The organism is Klebsiella aerogenes KCTC 2190, from assembly GCF_000215745.1.
Classification (GTDB): domain Bacteria; phylum Pseudomonadota; class Gammaproteobacteria; order Enterobacterales; family Enterobacteriaceae; genus Klebsiella; species Klebsiella aerogenes.
This window is the reverse complement of the sequence record NC_015663.1, coordinates 3346147-3364073: the sequence shown is the minus strand read 5'-3', so window position 1 is coordinate 3364073 and position 17927 is coordinate 3346147. Positions and strand designations below refer to the sequence as shown.

At 56.8% G+C, this 17927-nt stretch carries 16 protein-coding genes; 4 read left to right on the top strand and 12 right to left on the bottom strand.

Features of this window, described 5'->3' with window-relative positions:
• Positions 1 to 2: 2 nt before the first annotated feature.
• The 11 genes from cheY to flhD all read right to left on the bottom strand — a co-directional run bounded on the left by cheY (position 3) and on the right by flhD (position 11286).
• Positions 3 to 392 carry a chemotaxis response regulator CheY gene (gene cheY, locus EAE_RS15825; protein ID WP_015367338.1) on the bottom strand — a complete coding sequence of 130 codons (390 nt, stop codon included), beginning with the start codon at positions 390 to 392 and terminating at the stop codon, positions 3 to 5.
• A 71-nt stretch (positions 393 to 463) separates the two neighbouring features.
• Entirely contained in the window at positions 464 to 1513 is a 1050-nt protein-coding gene (locus EAE_RS15820; RefSeq protein ID WP_015367339.1) for a protein-glutamate methylesterase/protein-glutamine glutaminase, read from the bottom strand.
• A complete protein-coding gene (cheR, locus tag EAE_RS15815; RefSeq protein ID WP_015367340.1) occupies positions 1513 to 2385 on the bottom strand; it encodes a protein-glutamate O-methyltransferase CheR in 873 nt (290 codons plus the stop codon). The genes EAE_RS15820 and cheR overlap by 1 nt, the downstream gene beginning before the upstream one ends.
• Before the next feature lie 28 nt (positions 2386 to 2413).
• Entirely contained in the window at positions 2414 to 4024 is a 1611-nt protein-coding gene (locus EAE_RS15810; protein ID WP_015704930.1) for a methyl-accepting chemotaxis protein, read from the bottom strand.
• An 83-nt stretch (positions 4025 to 4107) separates the two neighbouring features.
• The gene (locus EAE_RS15805; protein WP_015367342.1) at positions 4108 to 5778 is read right to left on the bottom strand and encodes a methyl-accepting chemotaxis protein; all 1671 of its coding nucleotides are present in this window, start codon (positions 5776 to 5778) and stop codon (positions 4108 to 4110) included.
• Positions 5779 to 5910: 132 nt separating this feature from the next.
• Positions 5911 to 6411 carry a chemotaxis protein CheW gene (gene cheW, locus EAE_RS15800; RefSeq protein ID WP_015367343.1) on the bottom strand — a complete coding sequence of 167 codons (501 nt, stop codon included), beginning with the start codon at positions 6409 to 6411 and terminating at the stop codon, positions 5911 to 5913.
• Between the two features lie 33 nt (positions 6412 to 6444).
• On the bottom strand, positions 6445 to 8403 hold the full coding sequence (cheA, locus tag EAE_RS15795) for a chemotaxis protein CheA (protein WP_015704929.1): 1959 nt from the start codon (positions 8401 to 8403) through the stop codon (positions 6445 to 6447).
• Positions 8400 to 9323, bottom strand: coding sequence for a flagellar motor protein MotB (motB, locus tag EAE_RS15790; protein ID WP_015704928.1), 924 nt, complete (start codon positions 9321 to 9323; stop codon positions 8400 to 8402). Before motB ends, cheA begins: the two co-directional genes overlap by 4 nt.
• The gene (motA, locus tag EAE_RS15785; RefSeq protein WP_015704927.1) at positions 9320 to 10210 is read right to left on the bottom strand and encodes a flagellar motor stator protein MotA; all 891 of its coding nucleotides are present in this window, start codon (positions 10208 to 10210) and stop codon (positions 9320 to 9322) included. Before motA ends, motB begins: the two co-directional genes overlap by 4 nt.
• A gap of 141 nt (positions 10211 to 10351) precedes the next feature.
• A complete protein-coding gene (flhC, locus tag EAE_RS15780) occupies positions 10352 to 10933 on the bottom strand; it encodes a flagellar transcriptional regulator FlhC (protein WP_015367347.1) in 582 nt (193 codons plus the stop codon).
• A 2-nt stretch (positions 10934 to 10935) separates the two neighbouring features.
• Positions 10936 to 11286 carry a flagellar transcriptional regulator FlhD gene (flhD, locus tag EAE_RS15775; RefSeq protein ID WP_015367348.1) on the bottom strand — a complete coding sequence of 117 codons (351 nt, stop codon included), beginning with the start codon at positions 11284 to 11286 and terminating at the stop codon, positions 10936 to 10938.
• A 1246-nt stretch (positions 11287 to 12532) separates the two neighbouring features.
• On the opposite strand from flhD, the gene EAE_RS15770 reads away from it, so the two are divergent.
• The 4 genes from EAE_RS15770 to EAE_RS15755 all read left to right on the top strand — a co-directional run bounded on the left by EAE_RS15770 (position 12533) and on the right by EAE_RS15755 (position 17384).
• Positions 12533 to 13456 carry an aminoimidazole riboside kinase gene (locus EAE_RS15770; protein WP_015704926.1) on the top strand — a complete coding sequence of 308 codons (924 nt, stop codon included), beginning with the start codon at positions 12533 to 12535 and terminating at the stop codon, positions 13454 to 13456.
• Positions 13457 to 13570: 114 nt separating this feature from the next.
• On the top strand, positions 13571 to 14941 hold the full coding sequence (locus EAE_RS15765; RefSeq protein ID WP_015704925.1) for a sucrose-specific PTS transporter subunit IIBC: 1371 nt from the start codon (positions 13571 to 13573) through the stop codon (positions 14939 to 14941).
• Positions 14941 to 16341 (top strand): sucrose-6-phosphate hydrolase, encoded by a 1401-nt coding sequence (locus EAE_RS15760; RefSeq protein WP_015704924.1) that lies wholly within the window; start codon positions 14941 to 14943, stop codon positions 16339 to 16341. Before EAE_RS15765 ends, EAE_RS15760 begins: the two co-directional genes overlap by 1 nt.
• Before the next feature lie 29 nt (positions 16342 to 16370).
• On the top strand, positions 16371 to 17384 hold the full coding sequence (locus tag EAE_RS15755) for a LacI family DNA-binding transcriptional regulator (RefSeq protein WP_015704923.1): 1014 nt from the start codon (positions 16371 to 16373) through the stop codon (positions 17382 to 17384).
• 51 nt (positions 17385 to 17435) lie between these two features.
• Here EAE_RS15755 and cynS read toward each other — a convergent pair whose 3' ends face one another.
• Positions 17436 to 17906, bottom strand: a complete 471-nt coding sequence (gene cynS / locus EAE_RS15750; protein ID WP_015704922.1) for a cyanase — start codon at positions 17904 to 17906, stop codon at positions 17436 to 17438.
• Positions 17907 to 17927 lie beyond the last annotated feature (21 nt).

Below are 17927 nucleotides of genomic sequence, written 5' to 3'. Positions count from 1 at the left end.
CCTTACATGCCCAATTTTTCAAAAATCTTGTTGAGCTTTTCTTCCAGCGTCGCCGCCGTAAAAGGTTTCACCACATAACCGCTGGCGCCTGCCTGCGCGGCGGCAATAATATTTTCTTTTTTCGCTTCCGCCGTCACCATCAATACCGGCATCGCCGCCAGCGCGGCATCGGCACGAATGGTCTGCAGCAGCTCCAGGCCGTCAACGTTAGGCATGTTCCAGTCGGAGACCACGAAATCAAAGCTGCTGGCTCGCAGCTTATTTAGCGCGTCCGCGCCATCTTCCGCCTCTTCGACGTTGTTGAAGCCGAGCTCTTTAAGCAAATTTCTGATGATACGACGCATGGTGGAAAAGTCGTCGACGACCAGAAAACGGAGATTCTTATCTGCCATTACTACCCCTGAACAGTGTCATTTTTAACTCACTTCACACCACGCCGCCGGGACTTCCCGGCGGCGTGAATTTAAATTCGCAGCGCCTGGCCGCCGGCGATCTGCGCCAGCATGCGTTGGCTCATGCGCTCCAGTTCAACCACTTCGTTGACCCCACCGCTGGCGATGGCCTCGCGCGGCATGCCGAACACCACGCAGCTCGCCTCACTCTGCGCCAGGGTATAGGCCCCGGCGCGATGCATCTCCAGCATCCCCTGCGCGCCGTCGTTGCCCATGCCGGTGAGGATCACCCCCACCGCATTGCGCCCGGCGTGCCGGGCCACCGAGCGAAACAGCACATCCACCGAGGGACGATGGCGATTTACCGCCGGGCCGTCGTGCAACTTGACCTGATAGTTAGCGCCGCTACGCGCCAGCTCCAGATGGCGATCCCCAGGCGCGATATAGGCGTGTCCCGGGAGCACGCGTTCGCCCTCTTCCGCCTCTTTCACCGTGATCTGGCACAGCTTATTCAACCGTTCGGCAAACGAGCGGGTAAATCCCGGCGGCATATGCTGGGTGATAAGCAGCGCCGGACTGGTGGCCGGCAACGGTTGTAGCACCTGACGAATCGCTTCGGTGCCGCCGGTGGAAGCGCCAATGGCGATCAGCTTCTCGCTGCTCAGCAGCGGTCCGTGGCTTAAAATGGCCGGCGGCTGGTCATTGGCCCGCTGCGGCAGCCGCGCCCGTGCGGCGGTACGGATCTTTTCGCCTATCAGTTCGCTGTAGGCCAGCATGCCTTCGCGGATCCCGAGCTGCGGTTTGGTGACGAAATCCACCGCCCCCAGCTCCAGCGCGCGCAGGGTAATTTCCGAACCTTTACCGGTCAGCGATGAAACCATCACCACCGGCATCGGCCGCAGGCGCATCAGCTTTTCGAGGAAATCGAGGCCGTCCATACGCGGCATTTCGACGTCCAGCGTCAGCACCTGTGGGTTAAATTTTTTGATCAGATCCCGTGCGACCAGCGGGTCCGGGGCCACCGCCACCATCTCCATATCGGCGTGGCCATTGACGATCTCGGTCATCAACTGGCGCATCAGGGCCGAATCATCAACACATAACACTCTGATTTTACTCATCACTTCTCCTTGGTCAGCCCATACACGGTCTGTCCACGCAGGTAGAAATCCCGGCTGATCTGGCTGAAATTCTCGGAGTGACCGGCAAACAGCAGCCCCCCCGGTTTAAGCAAGGGGACAAAGCGGCGCAGGATGCGCTCCTGCGTCGGTTTATCGAAATAGATCATCACGTTGCGGCAAAAAATCGCGTCGAACGGCCCCGGCAGCGCCCACTCCGCCGCCAGCAGATTCAGCGGCTGGAAGTTGACCCGCGCCGCCAGCTCCTGACGCACGCGCACCAGCCCCTGATGCGGCCCGGTGCCGCGCAGAAAATAACGCTGCATCTGGATTGGCGTCAGAGTGCGCAGATCTTCATGGCGATAAATCCCCGCTTCCGCTTTCTCCAGCACCTGGGTGTCAATATCGCTGGCCCAGACCTGGCAACTGCCCGCACGTTCCCCGAGCGCATCACCGAGCGTAATGGCGATGGAATAAGGTTCTTCGCCGGTCGAGGCGGCGGTGCTCCACACGCTATAGTTCCCGGGACGCGAGCGCGCATGCTCCGCCAGAATCGGAAAGTGGTGCGCCTCGCGAAAAAAGGCGGTCAGGTTGGTGGTCAGCGCATTGATAAACGCCTGCCACTCGGCGCTGTGCGGGTCGCTTTCCAGCAGCGCCAGGTAGTCGCCGAAATCATGAATGCCCAGCAGACGTAAACGGCGCACCAGCCGGTTGTACACCATCTCGCGCTTATGCGCCGCCAGCACGATCCCGGCGCGCTGATAGATAAGCTGGCTGATGCGGCGAAAATGCGCGTCGGAGAGCGGCAGACGCTGGGCCATCTGCGCCAGCGCCGATCCGCTTTCACGCGCCGCGGTTGATGTCGTCTGCTTCATGCCGACTCACCGGCAAAATACGAGCGGTTTATGCGGTTTGACAATCCAGGGTCTCCTTTACCGTGGATGAGGTTTCCGGCGCGACGAAGTTGTCGTCCGCCAGACGGAATACCGCCACTGCATCGGCGAGGGTAATCGCCTGCTCTTCCAGCGCAGCGGCGGCGGAAGCCGATTCCACCACCAGGGCGGCGTTCTGTTGCGTGACCTGATCCATCTGGGTAACCGCCTGCGTCACCTGCTCGATGCCGCGGCTCTGCTCATCGGAGGCGGAGGCGATTTCGCCCATGATGTCGGTGACCCGGGTGACCGAGCGCACGATGTCCTGCATGGTGGCGCCGGAATTTTCCACCAGCACCGAGCCGTGTTTGACGCGGCTGACGGATTCATCGATCAGCAGCTTGATTTCTTTTGCCGCCTGGGCGCTGCGGCTGGCCAGGTTGCGCACTTCACCGGCCACCACCGCAAAGCCGCGCCCCTGTTCACCGGCGCGCGCCGCCTCCACCGCCGCGTTAAGCGCCAGAATATTGGTCTGGAAAGCGATGCCGTCGATGACGCTGGTAATCGCGCCGATTTTTTGCGAACTGTTGGCGATATCGTGCATCGTGGTGACCACGTCATCCGCCAGCTCGCCGCCTTTGGCGGCGGTGGAGGAGGCATCACGCGCCAGCTGCGATGCCTGGCGGGCGTTATCGGCATTCTGTTTTACCGTCGCCGTTAGCTGCTCCATACTGGCGGCGGTCTCTTCCAGCGAAGCTGCCTGTTGTTCGGTGCGCGAGGAGAGATCGTTGTTGCCTTCGGCAATCTCCTGCAGGCCGATAAGAATCGACTCCGCGCCGTCGCGCACCGCGCCGACGGTACCAATCAGCGACTGTTGCATGCGCTGCAGGCTGGCAAATAGCTGGCTGATTTCGTTACGCCCATAGACCTCAATCGGTGCGGAAAGATCGCCGCTGGCGATACGTTCGAAATGGCCGCGAATAATATTCAGCGGCTGCACCAGCATGGTTCGCAGCCACCACATCGCGCTGAGGGTGACTACCAAGAGCATCAGCACCGCCCCGGCAACCAACCAGATTGACCAGCCGTAGGCCTGCTGGCTGGAGGCGCTGGCTTCATCGGTCGTCGCCTTCGCCAGCTGCAGATATTGCACAAAGTCGGCCTCAAAGCGGTCCTGTATTTTCTGCGTCGGCTGGTCCATAAAGGCCTGCAGGTTGCGATTTTCGAGGAACACGATCAGTTCGCGCAGCGCGCCGCGTAGATTCTCGTAGCTATCACGCGTGGCATCGGCCAACTGCTGTTCCTGCTCATCCGCGCGAGGCGTGTCGAGGAACTGGTTAAAATAGAGATCGGCTTTTTGCAGCGAGCTGCGGGCGCCGCCCATCAGCGCATCCACCTGCTCCTGCGGCACCTTCAGCGCCGCGCGGGTACCGGCGCGGTTAAGGGTATTTCTCGCCTGTAACAGCGATACCCAGCTCAGGCTAAGCGCATCGCGCTGCTGGCTACTGACGGTAATACGTTCAAGATTGTGGTTGTCGGCGCGTAGCGCGACGTAAGAGAGCCCGGTGCTGATCAGTTGCATGATGCAAAAGGAGATCAGCAGCAGGAAAAGACTGGTAGAGATACGGATTCGGTTAAACATAGCAATCTCCTTGGTAGCCGGTCTCGGCCGGCTTACAACGCAAGAGAGGCCGCCGCGTGTAGGGATGCGGCGGCCGGTACCCGTTAGAACGTCTCCCAGTTATCCTGGTAGTCGCTGGCGCTGGTTTTTTTATGCGTAGCGATGGCGGCAGGCGCGGTTTTATTGCTGACCGGCGCTTTATACTCTTCCTGCCCTTCCGACTTCAGGCGGAAGACGGCAACCGACTGCGTCAGCAGGCTGGCCTGCTCTTCCAGCGCGGCGGCGGCCGAGGCCGACTCCTCCACCAGCGAGGCGTTCTGCTGGGTGACGCGATCCATTTCCGCTACCGCCTGGCCGACCTGGTCGATACCGCGGCTCTGTTCATCGGAAGCAGAGGCGATTTCACCCATGATGTCGGTCACGCGGGTGACCGCATTGACGATATCGCCCATGGTGTCGCCGGCGCTTTCCACCAGTACCGAGCCCATATCCACACGGTTGACCGAGTCTTCGATCAGCGCTTTGATCTCTTTGGCCGCCTGGGCGCTGCGCTGCGCCAGGTTGCGGACTTCGCCCGCCACGACCGCGAAGCCGCGACCTTGTTCACCCGCACGCGCCGCTTCTACCGCGGCGTTAAGCGCCAGGATGTTGGTCTGGAAGGCGATACCGTCGATAACGCCGGTGATATCGGCAATTTTCTGCGAGCTGCTGGCGATGTCGTGCATGGTTTCCACCACGTTAGCCACCACTTTGCCGCCCTTCTGCGCAGTTTCGGAGGCGCTCAGCGCCAGCTGGCTGGCCTGACGCGCGTTTTCGGCGTTCTGTTTCACCGTCGCTGTCAGCTGTTCCATACTGGCGGCGGTCTCTTCCAGCGATGCCGCCTGCTGTTCGGTGCGCGAAGAGAGATCGTTATTCCCGGCGGCGATTTCCGATGCGCCGCTATAGATGGCATCCGCCCCCTGACGCACGCCGCTTACCGTTTCGATAAGCTCGTTCTGCATGTGCTTGAGGCTGGCGGCCAGCACGCCGATTTCATTACGGCTGGTCACCGGAATAGGCTGGGTCAGATCGCCGGACGCGATCCGTTTGATGTGTTCTATCATGCGGTTCAGCGGGCGCACCAGGATATGGTGGATACCCATCCACACGCCGACGATCGCCGCCAGCACCACGATGATGACCACAATTAAGGTCCAGATCGCCGAGCTATACGAGCTGTTGCTAGCGTCAACGGCGATTTGATACAGCTTGCCGTTTTGCTGCAGATAGGCGTTATAGGTCTGCTCGAAATCGTCCTGGTATTTTTGCGTCGGCTGGTCGAAGAAGGCGTTGATTTTACCCTCGCCCAGCAGCTGGATCAGCTCCGACAGCGCGCCGTACAGGATGCCATACTGCTGCTTAAGCTTTTCCGTCGCCTGAGGATCCTGACGCGGGTCCTGCGGGATTTTTTCATAGGCGGTGTAGTTGCGCTCGGCGCGCGCCAGCTCTTCTTTCGCTTTCGCCAGCAGCTCGTCGATAGTCGCGCCGCTGCCGATTTTGTTGGTATCCATCATGTAGCGGATCCCTGCGCGGTTCAGGGAGTTACGCGCCTGCAGCAGATCGACCCGACTTTCACTCAGCAGCAACTGCTGCTGACGGATGGTTTGCAGGACGGTAAAGTTCTCTTTATCGCTTTTCAGCGACGAAAAAAACAGACCGCCTGAAATCAGCTGCAATGCGCCAAATAGCACCAGCACTAATAAGAGACTGGTGACGACCTTAATACGATTAAACATGTTTCCCCTTCCTGGAAGCCTGAACGGCCAGGCTTTACGTATGTGACTGAAAGGGTTATCGGCGTACGGGAGGGGAACTTTATGCCAGGCGGGGACTATTTTTACCGGGCGCGACCGGGCGCGCCCGATTGCTTAGTGGCTTTTGGCGACGTTATCGACCAGCGCCATCTCTTCGCTGCTGAGCAGCTTTTCGATATCCACAAGGATCAACATGCGCTCTCCGAGCGCGCCAAGACCGGTGAGATATTCGGTCGCCAGCGTCACTGCGAATTCCGGCGCCGGGCGGATCTGTTCGGCGGTAAGAGACAACACGTCGGAGACGCCGTCGACCACAATCCCCACCACCCGCTGGCCGAAGTTAAGCACGATAACCACCGTGTTTTCATCATAAGAGACGCCCTGCTGGGCGAATTTTACCCGCAGGTCGATAATCGGCACGATCACCCCGCGCAGATTGGTGACGCCTTTGATGAAATCCGGGGTGTTGGCGATCCGCGTCACCTGGTCATAGCCGCGGATCTCCTGCACTTTCAGAATATCGATGCCGTATTCTTCATTGCCGAGGGTAAAGATTAAAAACTCCTGACCTACCGTTTCGCCAGCCAATTTGCTGACGGTTGCTAATCCTGCCATGGTCTGCACCTGTTAATTTGATGAGATGAGTCGTTATGCGGCCGCTGCGCTCAGCAGCTTTTCCCGATTGAGCATTTGCAGCGCCGACACGTCGACGATCAGCGCCACGCTGCCGTCGCCGAGGATCGTCGCCGCGGAAATTCCCGGCACTTTGCGGTAATTGCTTTCCAGGTTTTTCACCACCACCTGGTGCTGGCCGATCAGTTGATCCACCAGCAGCGCATAGCGGCGGCCGGCGCTTTGCAGAATCACCACGATGCCCTGAGTGGCCTCGGTTTTCGCCCCGGCGACATCAAACACCCGGTAGAGCTCCACCAGCGGTAGATACTCGCCGCGAACCTGCAGCATCCGCTCGCCGCCGGCCATTGGATGCAGGTCTTCGGCCTGCGGCTGCAGCGATTCCATCACCGCGTTGAGCGGCAGAATAAAGACCTCTTCATTGACCTTGACCGACATGCCGTCGAGGATGGCGAGCGTTAGCGGCAACAAAATACGAATCGAGGTCCCTTTGCCCGCACGGGAATGGATTTCTACGTGACCGCCCATCTCCTGAATATTCCGTTTCACGACGTCCATGCCGACGCCGCGGCCAGAGACGTCGGTCACCTGTTCCGCGGTTGAAAAGCCCGGCGCAAAAATAAGCATTCCGACCTCTTCATCACTCATGCTGTCGCTGACCGCCAGCCCCTGCGCCGCCGCTTTGGCGAGAATTTTTTCGCGATTGAGCCCGGCGCCGTCATCGATCACTTCGATGCAGATATTGCCGCCCTGATGTTCAGCGGACAGAATGAGATTGCCCACCTCAGACTTACCTGCCGCCAGACGGGTTTGCGGATCTTCAATACCGTGGTCGAGGCTATTGCGCACCAGGTGGGTTAACGGGTCGATAATGCGCTCGATCAGGCTCTTATCAAGTTCGGTGGAGCTGCCCTGCAGCGTCAGTTCCACCTGCTTATTGAGCTTGCCGGCCAGGTCGCGTACCAGCCGCGGGTAGCGGCTGAATACATATTCCATCGGCATCATGCGAATCGACATCACCGATTCCTGCAGGTCGCGAGCGTTACGTTCCAGCTGGCTCATGCTGTTGAGCAGATCGCCATGCGTCACCGGATCCAGGTTACCCGAGCGCTGCGCCAGCATGGACTGGGTGATCACCAGTTCGCCGACGAGGTTAATCAACTGGTCAACTTTCTCTACCGCCACGCGAATACTGGTCGATTCGCTGGCCTTCGCTCTCGGCGCTTTCGGCGGCTCGACGACAGCAGGCTGCGGTTGGGCGACCGGCGGCGGCACAACTTCGGCCGATGGCAATGGTTTAGCGGCAGTGGTTGGCGGCGTGGTAAAGCTGATCTGTTCCGGCTCAAGAACGAAACAGAGCACCGCGCAAATATCTTCTTCGCTGGCGGTGGTCAGCAGGGTCACCTCAAGGCTATTGTCAGTTTGCTGCGGATCATGTACCTCGCCGAGATTGCCAAGCTCTTCCAGCATCAGCGGAATTTCATTGGCTTTAAGCCCGGTTAAACTCACGCGCATACCGCCGGCGACGGCCGTCGGCGCAGGCTGGGCCACGACGGGCGGCGCGGCTGGCGCGTCCTGCTGCTGCGCTTCCAGCGCCAGCTGCCGCAGCGCCTGGCAGATATAGTCAAAGCTCTCAGCGTCAGGCTGCTGCGAGGTTTTATAGGCGTCCAGTTGCTCCTGCATAATATCTTTGGTTTCCAGAAACAGATTGATAATTTCGGTGCTCAAGCGCATCTCCTCGCGCCGGGCGCCGTCGAGCAGGTTCTCCAGCAGATGGGTGGTTTCCTGCAATACGGAAAAGCCAAACGTCGCCGCGCCGCCTTTGATCGAGTGCGCCGCGCGAAAAATAGCGTTTAGCGGTTCGATATCGGGGGCCTGCGGATCCAGCTCCAGCAGGTGTTGCTCCATGTCTGCCAGCAGCTCATCTGCTTCATCAAAAAAAGTCTGATAAAAAGCGCTAATATCCATGCTCATGGGGTCACCTCAGGGTGTGAATCGCGATTAACCGGCGCGGGCGCGACCAGTTTTGGCAGCGCATCCGGCTGGCTAATCTCCAGCGCATTGCTTTCGCCATTTTCATGTTCGATGCTCTGCTGGGTCTCTTTGTTAAGCACCAGTACGGTAATGCGGCGGTTGATGGCATCATCAGCGCCGTGCTGTTTCAGGCTCATGGTCGCCGCCATACCAACCACCCGCAGCACCTTCCCTTCCGCCAGCCCGCCAGCGATCAGTTCGCGGCGCGAGGCGTTGGCGCGATCCGCCGACAGTTCCCAGTTGCTGTAACCGCGTTCGCCGCTGGCGTAGGGGATGTCATCGGTATGCCCGGCGAGACTTATCTTGTTCGGCAAATCATTGAGGATTGGCGCAATCGCTCGCAGGATATCGCGCATATAGCTTTCAACCTGAGCGCTACCGGTTTTAAACATCGGCCGATTCTGGCTATCGATAATCTGAATGCGCAGTCCTTCGTCCATCATGTTGATCAGCAGATGCGGACGTAACGCCTTCAGGCGCGGGTCTGACTCAATCAACTGATCGAGCTTGTCACGCAGTTTGTTTAGCCGTAGCTCTTCGGCACGTTTATCCGCGGTATTGATCTGCTTGCTGACTAACCCGACTTCACGGGTCGGGTCTTCGCCGCCGCCGGGGATCGGGCTGCTTTCCGAGCTGCTTTTATCGCCGCTGGTCAGCGCCACTTTCAGCGGCGTACGGAAATATTCGGCTATTTGCGTCAGCTCCTGCGGGCTGGCGATCGCCAGCAGCCACATCACAAGGAAGAAGGCCATCATCGCCGTCATAAAATCGGCATAGGCAATCTTCCACGAACCGCCGTGATGGGCGGGCTGGTGCGATTTGCGCTTTCTGACCAGAACCACCGGGTGATTATGCTTCATGCTTCTTCACTTTCCGTCGCCTGCGCGGCGGGCGCTTTCACCTGGCGTACGTGCTCTTCAAGCTCGACAAACGACGGGCGCTCGGTGGTATACAGCGTTTTGCGGCCAAATTCGACGGCGATTTGCGGCGCGTAGCCGTTGAGGCTGGAGAGCAACGTCACCTTGATGCACTGCATCATCTTGACGGTCTCGGCGCTTTTTTGCCGCAGCAGCGTGGATAGTGGCGAGATAAATCCATAGGCCAGCAGAATGCCGAGGAAAGTCCCCACCATCGCGTTGGCGATGAGCGCCCCGAGTTCCGCCGCCGGGCGGTCCGCCGAGGCCAGCGCGTGCACAACGCCCATTACCGCCGCGACAATACCAAATGCCGGCAGAGAGTCGCCGACCATCGCCAGGCTGCCGGCGGGCACTTCGCTCTCCTGTTCGAAGGTTTCGATCTCTTCGTCCATCAGCGCTTCAATTTCAAAAGCATTCATGTTGCCGCTCACCATCAGGCGTAAATAATCGGTTATAAACTCCACCAGATGGTTATCGGCAAGGATGCGCGGATAATTAGCGAAAATTTCACTTTCCTGAGGATTGTCGATATCGAACTCAAGCGACAGCATTCCCTGTTGACGGGATTTTGCGAGCAGCAGGAACAGCAACGCCATCAGATCCATATACAGCGCCTTGCTGTATTTGGAGCGACGTACCATTTTGGGCAAGGCCCGCAGCGTGGATTTGATGGCCTTTCCGTTGTTGCCGACGATAAACGCGCCGATGCCGGCGCCGCCGATAATCAGGAATTCCGCCGGCTGGTACAGCGCGCCAAGGTGGCCGCCCACCAGTAAATAGCCGCCAAATACCGCTCCCAGGACCACGAGATAACCCAATATCACTAGCACACGCATACCTCAAATTAACAATGTGGATGGCGGGCGAGGCAAACGCGCCCTGGCGTAAACCAGGCGGGGAATGGGGGGCGGCATACCGCCCCTGCGTATTACACGTCGAAATGGATTGCCGTAAGTCGTCGGAACGGCGACTTACATGACGCGTTTAGCCTGCTCGTCCAGCAGTTGAGAGGTTATATCGGCCAGTTGCGGAGAAAGTTTACGTCTTTTTACGGCGCGTGACGGCGGTTGGCATAACGTGCAGACGAAATCGTGCTGCGGATGGTGCGCGTGGGTGATAAATGAGCCGCCGCAGTTGTTGCAGGCAGAGAGCTGCAGCATACCGCTATCAACAAAGCGCACCAGCGTCCAGGCGCGGGTCAACGCCAGTAGCGGCGCTTCGCCCGCTTCTTGCGGACACTGTTCGAGGTACAGGCGATAGGCTTTGATCACCGCTTCTACTCCACTGCATTTGCCGCTCTTCAGCAGGAACAAATAGGCGTTGTAGAACATCGACGAATGAATATTCTGCTCCCAGGTCATAAACCAATCGGTCGAGAACGGCAGCATCCCTTTCGGCGGCGGGCTGCCGCGCAGCTCTTTGTAAAGTTTAATTAAGCGCCCGCGGCTGAGCTGAGTTTCACTCTCCAGCATCTGCAGACGCGCGCCGAGGGAAATCAGCTCCATGGCGAGCTGAATATCCTTCGCTTCCTGAACAATACTTTTCTCAGCCATTATCAAACACTTTTCTTCGCTGCAGCGCCTTCTTTGGCGCGGAGCTCTTGCAGCAGGTGACTGGAAAGCAGGATACCGGTATGGATCTGCTGGAGGTCATCAACGCGCGACTCTTTGGTCAATTGCTCGATAGTCTGATGGTCGCTGAAGCGCAGATTGCACACCAGCTGATTAGTTTCAGCCAGTTTCACCATCTGCGGTAACGTCAGTTGCGCCAGGGTATCAACCATGGTTTCGTCAATTCCCAGACGAAACATTGCGGATACTTTTTCATCGTTGATCAGCCGCTGTGCTAAAAATAAATACGACAGGTTGAAGTCATAAATATGCTTAAGTAATTCGGAGGTACCCATAATCCCTATCCCGATAAGCCATGTTAGAAAACATACACGGGGCGTGATACTTAATCGCCCGTGACCTCAGTTATTTCCCCAAGACGGCAATTAAAACGCTCACTCGCGATAGCTAAAAATTCAGCTAATCGTCAAACTCACCCCACTGTTAATAGTTTGTTACAGGTGCAAACTGGAGTGGAGGATGTAAAGAATTTGCTTCGAGAGAGTTGAATTGCCATGAAACTATTTTTAGAAATTCTATAAGAATATTCTTAAGGCGGCGCAACTCTACTCCCGAATCATTAGCACACACAATTAAGTATGGGGAAATTTTGAATATAATGAGACATTGATCACAAAAACAAAAAATAATACCGGTAACAACACCTCATTTCGATCACTTTATAACCAACATTCGATCATTTAACGATCACAAGTAAATGAATTACCTTAAAAAAAGTGTTATCAACCATTGCAATTAGTTTTATTTGGCACATTTAGAACAAAAAAATAACATTATAAAAATTGAAGTATAAAAATCTGAACGAGCGTTAAATTCAACGTAAATCATTAGTTTTTACGATAAAAAATAACCATGGTGTAATACAAGGATATTAGATCTAATACCCTGATAGCACCTACGGAAAACGTATAAAAATCGAACAGTAACAGACTGGGGCTGCCTGTTTTTTCGGCTTAACGGATTGTACAAGATGCGCGCAACTTACCCCCAGTCGGGACGCCTGGCGCTATTTTTCCGCGCCTGTTTGTGGCTCAACTTCGCCAGATACGGATAAATTTTTTATAACATTTACCGCCTGGTGCATTACCCAAAATGGGTATTTTTTCCCGAGTTTCTTTTCTAACATTCCTTTAACGATACGAGCTTATTACCACGTTAAAATAATAAAAAATGAGAAGTAATTAATGGTCTCACCCTCTCCCGTAAACCATCATGAATATATTTTTAAACCACCCAACAACGGCGAATGAATATTAATAAATAGGTATATGAGGATTTTTTCTCCGGCAATAAGCTCCTATCGTCCTGGCCCCCCCTATTATTGGTAGGGAAAAATGACACGTTCATTTGCAAAGCTGTAGTAAAGAAAAAATAGCTAGCACGAAAGGTGCAATATCTCGACTGGATCACATTTCATCGTTGCCGTTCGCATTTTCATCACTTCCTCGTTCCGTTGGATTTTCGGTTATGTTTAAATTAGCTAAACCGGTTTAACAAAGTTTAGCTAAAAGGAATATCAGTATGACCAGTAAAGTATGGGTACTCGGCGATGCGGTCGTCGATCTGCTGCCTGAGGGCGATGGTCGTTTATTACAGTGCCCGGGCGGCGCACCGGCTAACGTCGCGGTCGGCGTCGCGCGGCTTGGCGGCAATAGCGGGTTTATTGGTCGGGTCGGCGACGACCCTTTTGGCCATTTTATGCGTCAGACGCTGTGCCAGGAGAACGTGGATATCAGCCATCTTTCTTTAGATCCCGCACAACGTACCTCAACCGTCGTGGTAGCGCTGGATGAACACGGCGAACGCACCTTTACCTTTATGGTCCGTCCAAGCGCCGATCTTTTTTTACAATCAGACGATCTCCCGCCATTTGAGGCCGGCCAGTGGTTGCACGTCTGCTCTATCGCTCTCAGCGCCGAGCCCAGCCGGAGCAGCGCTTTCGCGGCGATGGAACAGATTAAACATACCGGCGGCAGCGTCAGCTTCGACCCTAATATCCGCAGCGATCTGTGGCAGGATCCCCAGCTGTTACGGCGTTGTCTCGACCGGGCGCTGGCATTGGCTGACGTGGTGAAACTGTCGGAAGAGGAGTTGGCCTTTATCAGCGGTAGCGACGATATTGCCCGCGGTATTGCGCGGTTCCGCGAGCGCTTTCAGCCAAAACTGCTGTTAATCACGCAAGGAAAAGCCGGGGTGCAGGCGCTGTTCCAGCAACAGCATATTCACTTCCCGGCCCGTCCGGTGGTCAGCGTTGATACCACCGGAGCCGGCGATGCCTTTGTTGCCGGGCTACTCGCCAGTCTCGCCGCTCACGGCTTCCCTGAAGATGTCGCCGCGCTGGAGCCGATCGTCGCGCTGGCGCAAACCTGCGGCGCGCTGGCGACCACCGCCAAAGGCGCGATGACCGCCTTACCGTACCAGGCCGATGTGAACCGCCAGTATTAACGATGAAAGCAGGCAAAATAATTAAAACGTTTTAGCAAAATTAGCAAAGCGGCCATTAGGGGCATTCCAGGCCCCCAATAGCCCATGATGATGACAGACTTTGTAGAGGGTACTATGGATTTTCAACAGATTTCTCGCGCTCTGCTGCCGCTGCTCGGCGGCAAAGAAAATATCGCCAGCGCCGCGCACTGCGCCACCCGCTTGCGTCTGGTACTGGTCGATGACGCGCTCGCCGACCAGCAGGCCATCGGTAAAGTTGAGGGGGTAAAAGGCTGCTTTCGTAACGCCGGCCAGATGCAAATCATCTTCGGTACCGGCGTGGTCAATAAAGTGTATGCCGCTTTTATTCAGGCGGCCGGTATTAGCGAGTCGAGCAAATCCGAAGCCGCAGACCTGGCGGCGAAAAAACTGAATCCGTTCCAGCGGATCGCCCGCCTGCTGTCGAACATCTTTGTGCCCATTATTCCGGCGATCGTCGCCTCCGGCCTGCTGATGGGACTGCTGGGGATGGTGAAAACCTACGGCTGGGTCGAGCCGGGCAACGCCATCTACCTGATCCTCGATATGTGTAGTTCGGCCGCTTTTATTATCCTGCCAATCCTGATCGGGTTTACCGCCGCGCGTGAATTCGGCGGTAACCCTTATCTTGGCGCAACCCTCGGCGGTATTCTTACCCACCCGGCGCTGACCAACGCCTGGGGAGTGGCTTCGGGATTCCATACCATGAATTTCTTCGGCCTCGAGGTGGCGATGATCGGTTATCAAGGGACGGTGTTCCCGGTGCTGCTGGCGGTGTGGTTTATGAGCCTGCTTGAGAAGCAACTGCGACGCCTGATTCCCGACGCGCTGGATCTGATCCTCACGCCGTTCCTGACGGTTATTATCTCCGGTTTTATCGCCCTGCTGATAATCGGCCCGGCCGGTCGTGCCCTCGGCGACGGCATCTCATTTATTCTCAGCACGCTTATTGCTCATGCTGGTTGGCTGGCAGGGCTGCTATTCGGTGGACTGTATTCGGTGATCGTCATCACCGGTATCCACCACAGCTTCCATGCCATCGAAGCCGGGCTGCTCGGTAACCCGTCGATCGGCGTCAATTTCCTGCTGCCTATCTGGGCGATGGCTAATATTGCCCAGGGCGGCGCCTGTCTGGCGGTGTGGTTTAAAACCAAAGATGCGAAAGTGAAAGCCATTGCCCTCCCGTCCGCCTTTTCGGCGATGCTGGGCATCACTGAAGCGGCGATATTCGGCATCAACCTGCGCTACGTTAAGCCCTTTATCGCCGCGTTGATTGGCGGCGCGGCAGGCGGCGTCTGGGTCGTCTCCATGCACGTCTATATGACCGCCGTCGGCCTGACCGCCATCCCCGGAATGGCTATCGTGCAGGCCAGTTCCCTGCTTAACTACCTCATCGGGCTGGCTATCGCATTTGTGGTCGCCTTTATCGTTTCGCTGACGCTCAAATACAAAACGGATGCAGAATAATGTCGCAGCCTTCTTTGTTACCGTTGGTCTTGCAGGCCGTCATGAACCACCAGCCGCGCGCGCTGCGGGATAAGCACTATCCGCAGTGGCATCTGGCGCCGGTATGCGGGCTACTGAACGATCCGAACGGTTTTATCCACTTCAATGGTCGTTATCATCTGTTTTATCAGTGGAATCCCCTCGCCTGCGATCACCGCTATAAGGGCTGGGGACACTGGAGTTCGCCGGATCTGCTGCACTGGCGGCACGAACCGATTGCCCTGCTGCCAGAGGAGGAGTACGACCGTAACGGTTGTTACTCCGGCAGCGCGGTAGATAACAACGGCATCCTGACGCTGTGCTACACCGGTAATGTGAAATTTAACGATGGCAGCCGTACCGCCTGGCAGTGTCTGGCGACGCAAAATCCCGACGGCACTTTTCGCAAACAGGGCCCGGTGCTGGCGCTGCCAGCAGGCTATAGCGGCCACGTGCGCGATCCCAAAGTCTGGCGCGATGGCGATCGCTGGTTGATGGTGCTGGGCGCGCGCGATCTGGCCGACCGCGGCAAGGTACTGCTATTCAGCTCTACTGATTTGATGCAGTGGAATAGCCATGGCGAAATTGCCGGTAGCGGACTTAACGGCTTGAAAGACGCCGGCTATATGTGGGAATGCCCGGATCTGTTCCCGCTCGGCGATCGGTATATTTTACTGAGCTGCCCGCAGGGATTGCCGCGTGAGGCACAGCGCTTCCTGAACACCTATCCGGCAGTCTGGATGCAGGGCCATTTCGATCAAACCGCCGCCACCTGGCGCCATGGCGCGATCGAAGAGCTGGATAGCGGCTTCGAATTCTATGCGCCGCAAACCACCCTGGCGGAGGATGGTCGCCGTCTGCTGGTTGGCTGGATGGGGGTTCCCGACGGAGAAGAGATGCAGCAACCTACGCGGGCCCACGGCTGGATCCATCAGATGACCTGCCTGCGGGAACTCAGCTGGCGCCACGGCACGCTGTATCAAAATCCCGTGCGCGAACTGGCGGCGCTTCGCGGCGAGGCGCAAGGCTGGCAGACCGAACCGCTGGCGCTGCAGCCGATGGAACTGGCCTTCGAGGTTGCGCCAGACGATGCGCTGACGCTGGATTTCGCGGGCGCGCTGCAGCTTTCGCTGGACAGCCGCGGCGTACGTCTGGCCCGTCGAAGCCTGGTGGCCGATACAGTCGATTACCGTTACTGGCGCGGCGCGGCGCATAAACTGCAGATCCTCATCGACCGTTCCAGCGTCGAAATCTTTATTAACGATGGCGTGGGAGTGATGAGCAGCCGCTTCTTTGCGGATTATCCTGGAAAACTGGTATTCAGCGGTGCGACGCCGGGGGCATTCTGCTGCTGGCCGCTGCGGCCATGCATGGTAGAATAAGCGTTTTGCTTTCAGGCGCCTGTCTCGTGATGAAACCTAAACGCATTACCATTAAAGATATCGCCGAACTGGCTGGCGTCTCTAAAGCCACCGCCAGCCTGGTCTTGAACGGTCGCGGTAAAGAGCTGCGCGTGGCGCAGGAGACGCGCGAACGGGTGCTGGCTATCGCCCACGAGCAGCACTACCAGCCGAGTATTCACGCCCGTTCACTGCGCGATAGCCGCAGCCATACCATTGGTCTGGTTGTGCCAGAGATCACCAACTATGGTTTTGCCGTGTTTTCTCACGAGCTGGAAACCCTGTGCCGCGAAGCCGGCGTACAGCTGCTTATCTCTTGCACCGATGAGAATCCCGGTCAGGAGAGCATGGTGGTCAATAATATGATTGCCCGTCAGGTCGATGGTTTAATTGTCGCCTCTTGCATGCATAGCGACGCCGACTATCTGAAGCTCAGCGAGCAGCTGCCGGTGGTGCTGTTCGACCGTAATCCAAACGACAGCGCGCTGCCGCTGGTGATGACCGATTCACTGGCGCCGACGGCGGAACTTATCGCCCGTATCGCCGGGCAACATGCGGATGAGTTCTGGTTTCTCGGCGGGCAGCCCCGGCTCTCGCCCTCGCGCGATCGGCTGGCCGGATTTAGTCAGGGATTAGCCCAGGCAGGGGTTGAGTTACGCCCGGAATGGATCATCAACGGCAACTATCACCCAAGCTCAGGCTATGAGATGTTTGCCGCGCTGTGCGCCCGCCTCGGGCGGCCGCCTAAGGCGCTGTTTACCGCCGCCTGCGGCTTGCTGGAAGGGGTACTACGTTATATGAGCCAGCATAACCTGCTGGATTCCGGGATCCATTTAGCCAGCTTCGATGACCACTATCTGTATGATTCGCTATCGCTGCGCATCGACACCATCCAGCAGGATAACCGCCAGTTGGCCTGGCACTGCTACGATCTCATTAGTCAGTTGATCGACGGTAAAACGCCACAGCCGCTACAGCGCTATCTGCCCGCCACGCTGCAAATGCGTTATCAGCCAGCCAGATAATAACGGGCCTGGATCGTGGTTCAGGCCCGTACTGTTAACGGTTAATTGTCATCAGAAAGGTTTCGTTGGCAGATACTTTCCATCGAAAGTAATCACCGCACGATGTCCGCCTTCCGGATCGCTGACTTTTTTCACATCCAGCTTAAAATTAATCGCGCTGATGATCCCGTCGCCGAATTTTTCATGAATGAGCGCTTTCAGCGTAGTGTCGTAGACCTGCAGCATTTCATAGAAGCGATACATCGTCGGATCCGTCGGCACGCGGTCCTCAATGGAGCCTCTGACGGGGATCGTTTGCAGCAGTAAAATATCATCGTCGTTAAGTTCCAGTTTCGCTCCTACCATTTTCGCGACTTCGGCAGGCAGCGGATGCTGACCCAATAGCGCGGCCGTCACGAAGGCTTCGGATAAACCGGTGCCTTCAACCAGTTGTGCAAAGGAGAGATCCTTTTTGGCTTTAATCAGCAAAATTTTATTCGCTAACTCCAGACGAACTTCGCGGCTGACTTGTGACTGAATCATGGTGTGACCTCGTTATATCGT

Excerpts from the sequence above, each read along its gene's own strand:
- EAE_RS15755 (WP_015704923.1), top strand. The coding sequence starts at position 16,371 with ATGAAACCTAAACGCATTACCATTAAAGATATCGCCGAACTGGCTGGC.
- EAE_RS15770 (WP_015704926.1), top strand. The coding sequence starts at position 12,533 with ATGACCAGTAAAGTATGGGTACTCGGCGATGCGGTCGTCGATCTGCTG.
- cheY (WP_015367338.1), bottom strand. The coding sequence starts at position 392 with ATGGCAGATAAGAATCTCCGTTTTCTGGTCGTCGACGACTTTTCCACC.
- flhD (WP_015367348.1), bottom strand. The coding sequence starts at position 11,286 with ATGGGTACCTCCGAATTACTTAAGCATATTTATGACTTCAACCTGTCG.
- EAE_RS15760 (WP_015704924.1), top strand. The coding sequence starts at position 14,941 with ATGTCGCAGCCTTCTTTGTTACCGTTGGTCTTGCAGGCCGTCATGAAC.
- cheR (WP_015367340.1), bottom strand. The coding sequence starts at position 2,385 with ATGAAGCAGACGACATCAACCGCGGCGCGTGAAAGCGGATCGGCGCTG.
- flhC (WP_015367347.1), bottom strand. The coding sequence starts at position 10,933 with ATGGCTGAGAAAAGTATTGTTCAGGAAGCGAAGGATATTCAGCTCGCC.
- EAE_RS15810 (WP_015704930.1), bottom strand. The coding sequence starts at position 4,024 with ATGTTTAACCGAATCCGTATCTCTACCAGTCTTTTCCTGCTGCTGATC.
- motB (WP_015704928.1), bottom strand. The coding sequence starts at position 9,323 with ATGAAGCATAATCACCCGGTGGTTCTGGTCAGAAAGCGCAAATCGCAC.
- EAE_RS15820 (WP_015367339.1), bottom strand. The coding sequence starts at position 1,513 with ATGAGTAAAATCAGAGTGTTATGTGTTGATGATTCGGCCCTGATGCGC.
- cynS (WP_015704922.1), bottom strand. The coding sequence starts at position 17,906 with ATGATTCAGTCACAAGTCAGCCGCGAAGTTCGTCTGGAGTTAGCGAAT.
- cheA (WP_015704929.1), bottom strand. The coding sequence starts at position 8,403 with ATGAGCATGGATATTAGCGCTTTTTATCAGACTTTTTTTGATGAAGCA.
- EAE_RS15765 (WP_015704925.1), top strand. The coding sequence starts at position 13,571 with ATGGATTTTCAACAGATTTCTCGCGCTCTGCTGCCGCTGCTCGGCGGC.
- EAE_RS15805 (WP_015367342.1), bottom strand. The coding sequence starts at position 5,778 with ATGTTTAATCGTATTAAGGTCGTCACCAGTCTCTTATTAGTGCTGGTG.
- cheW (WP_015367343.1), bottom strand. The coding sequence starts at position 6,411 with ATGGCAGGATTAGCAACCGTCAGCAAATTGGCTGGCGAAACGGTAGGT.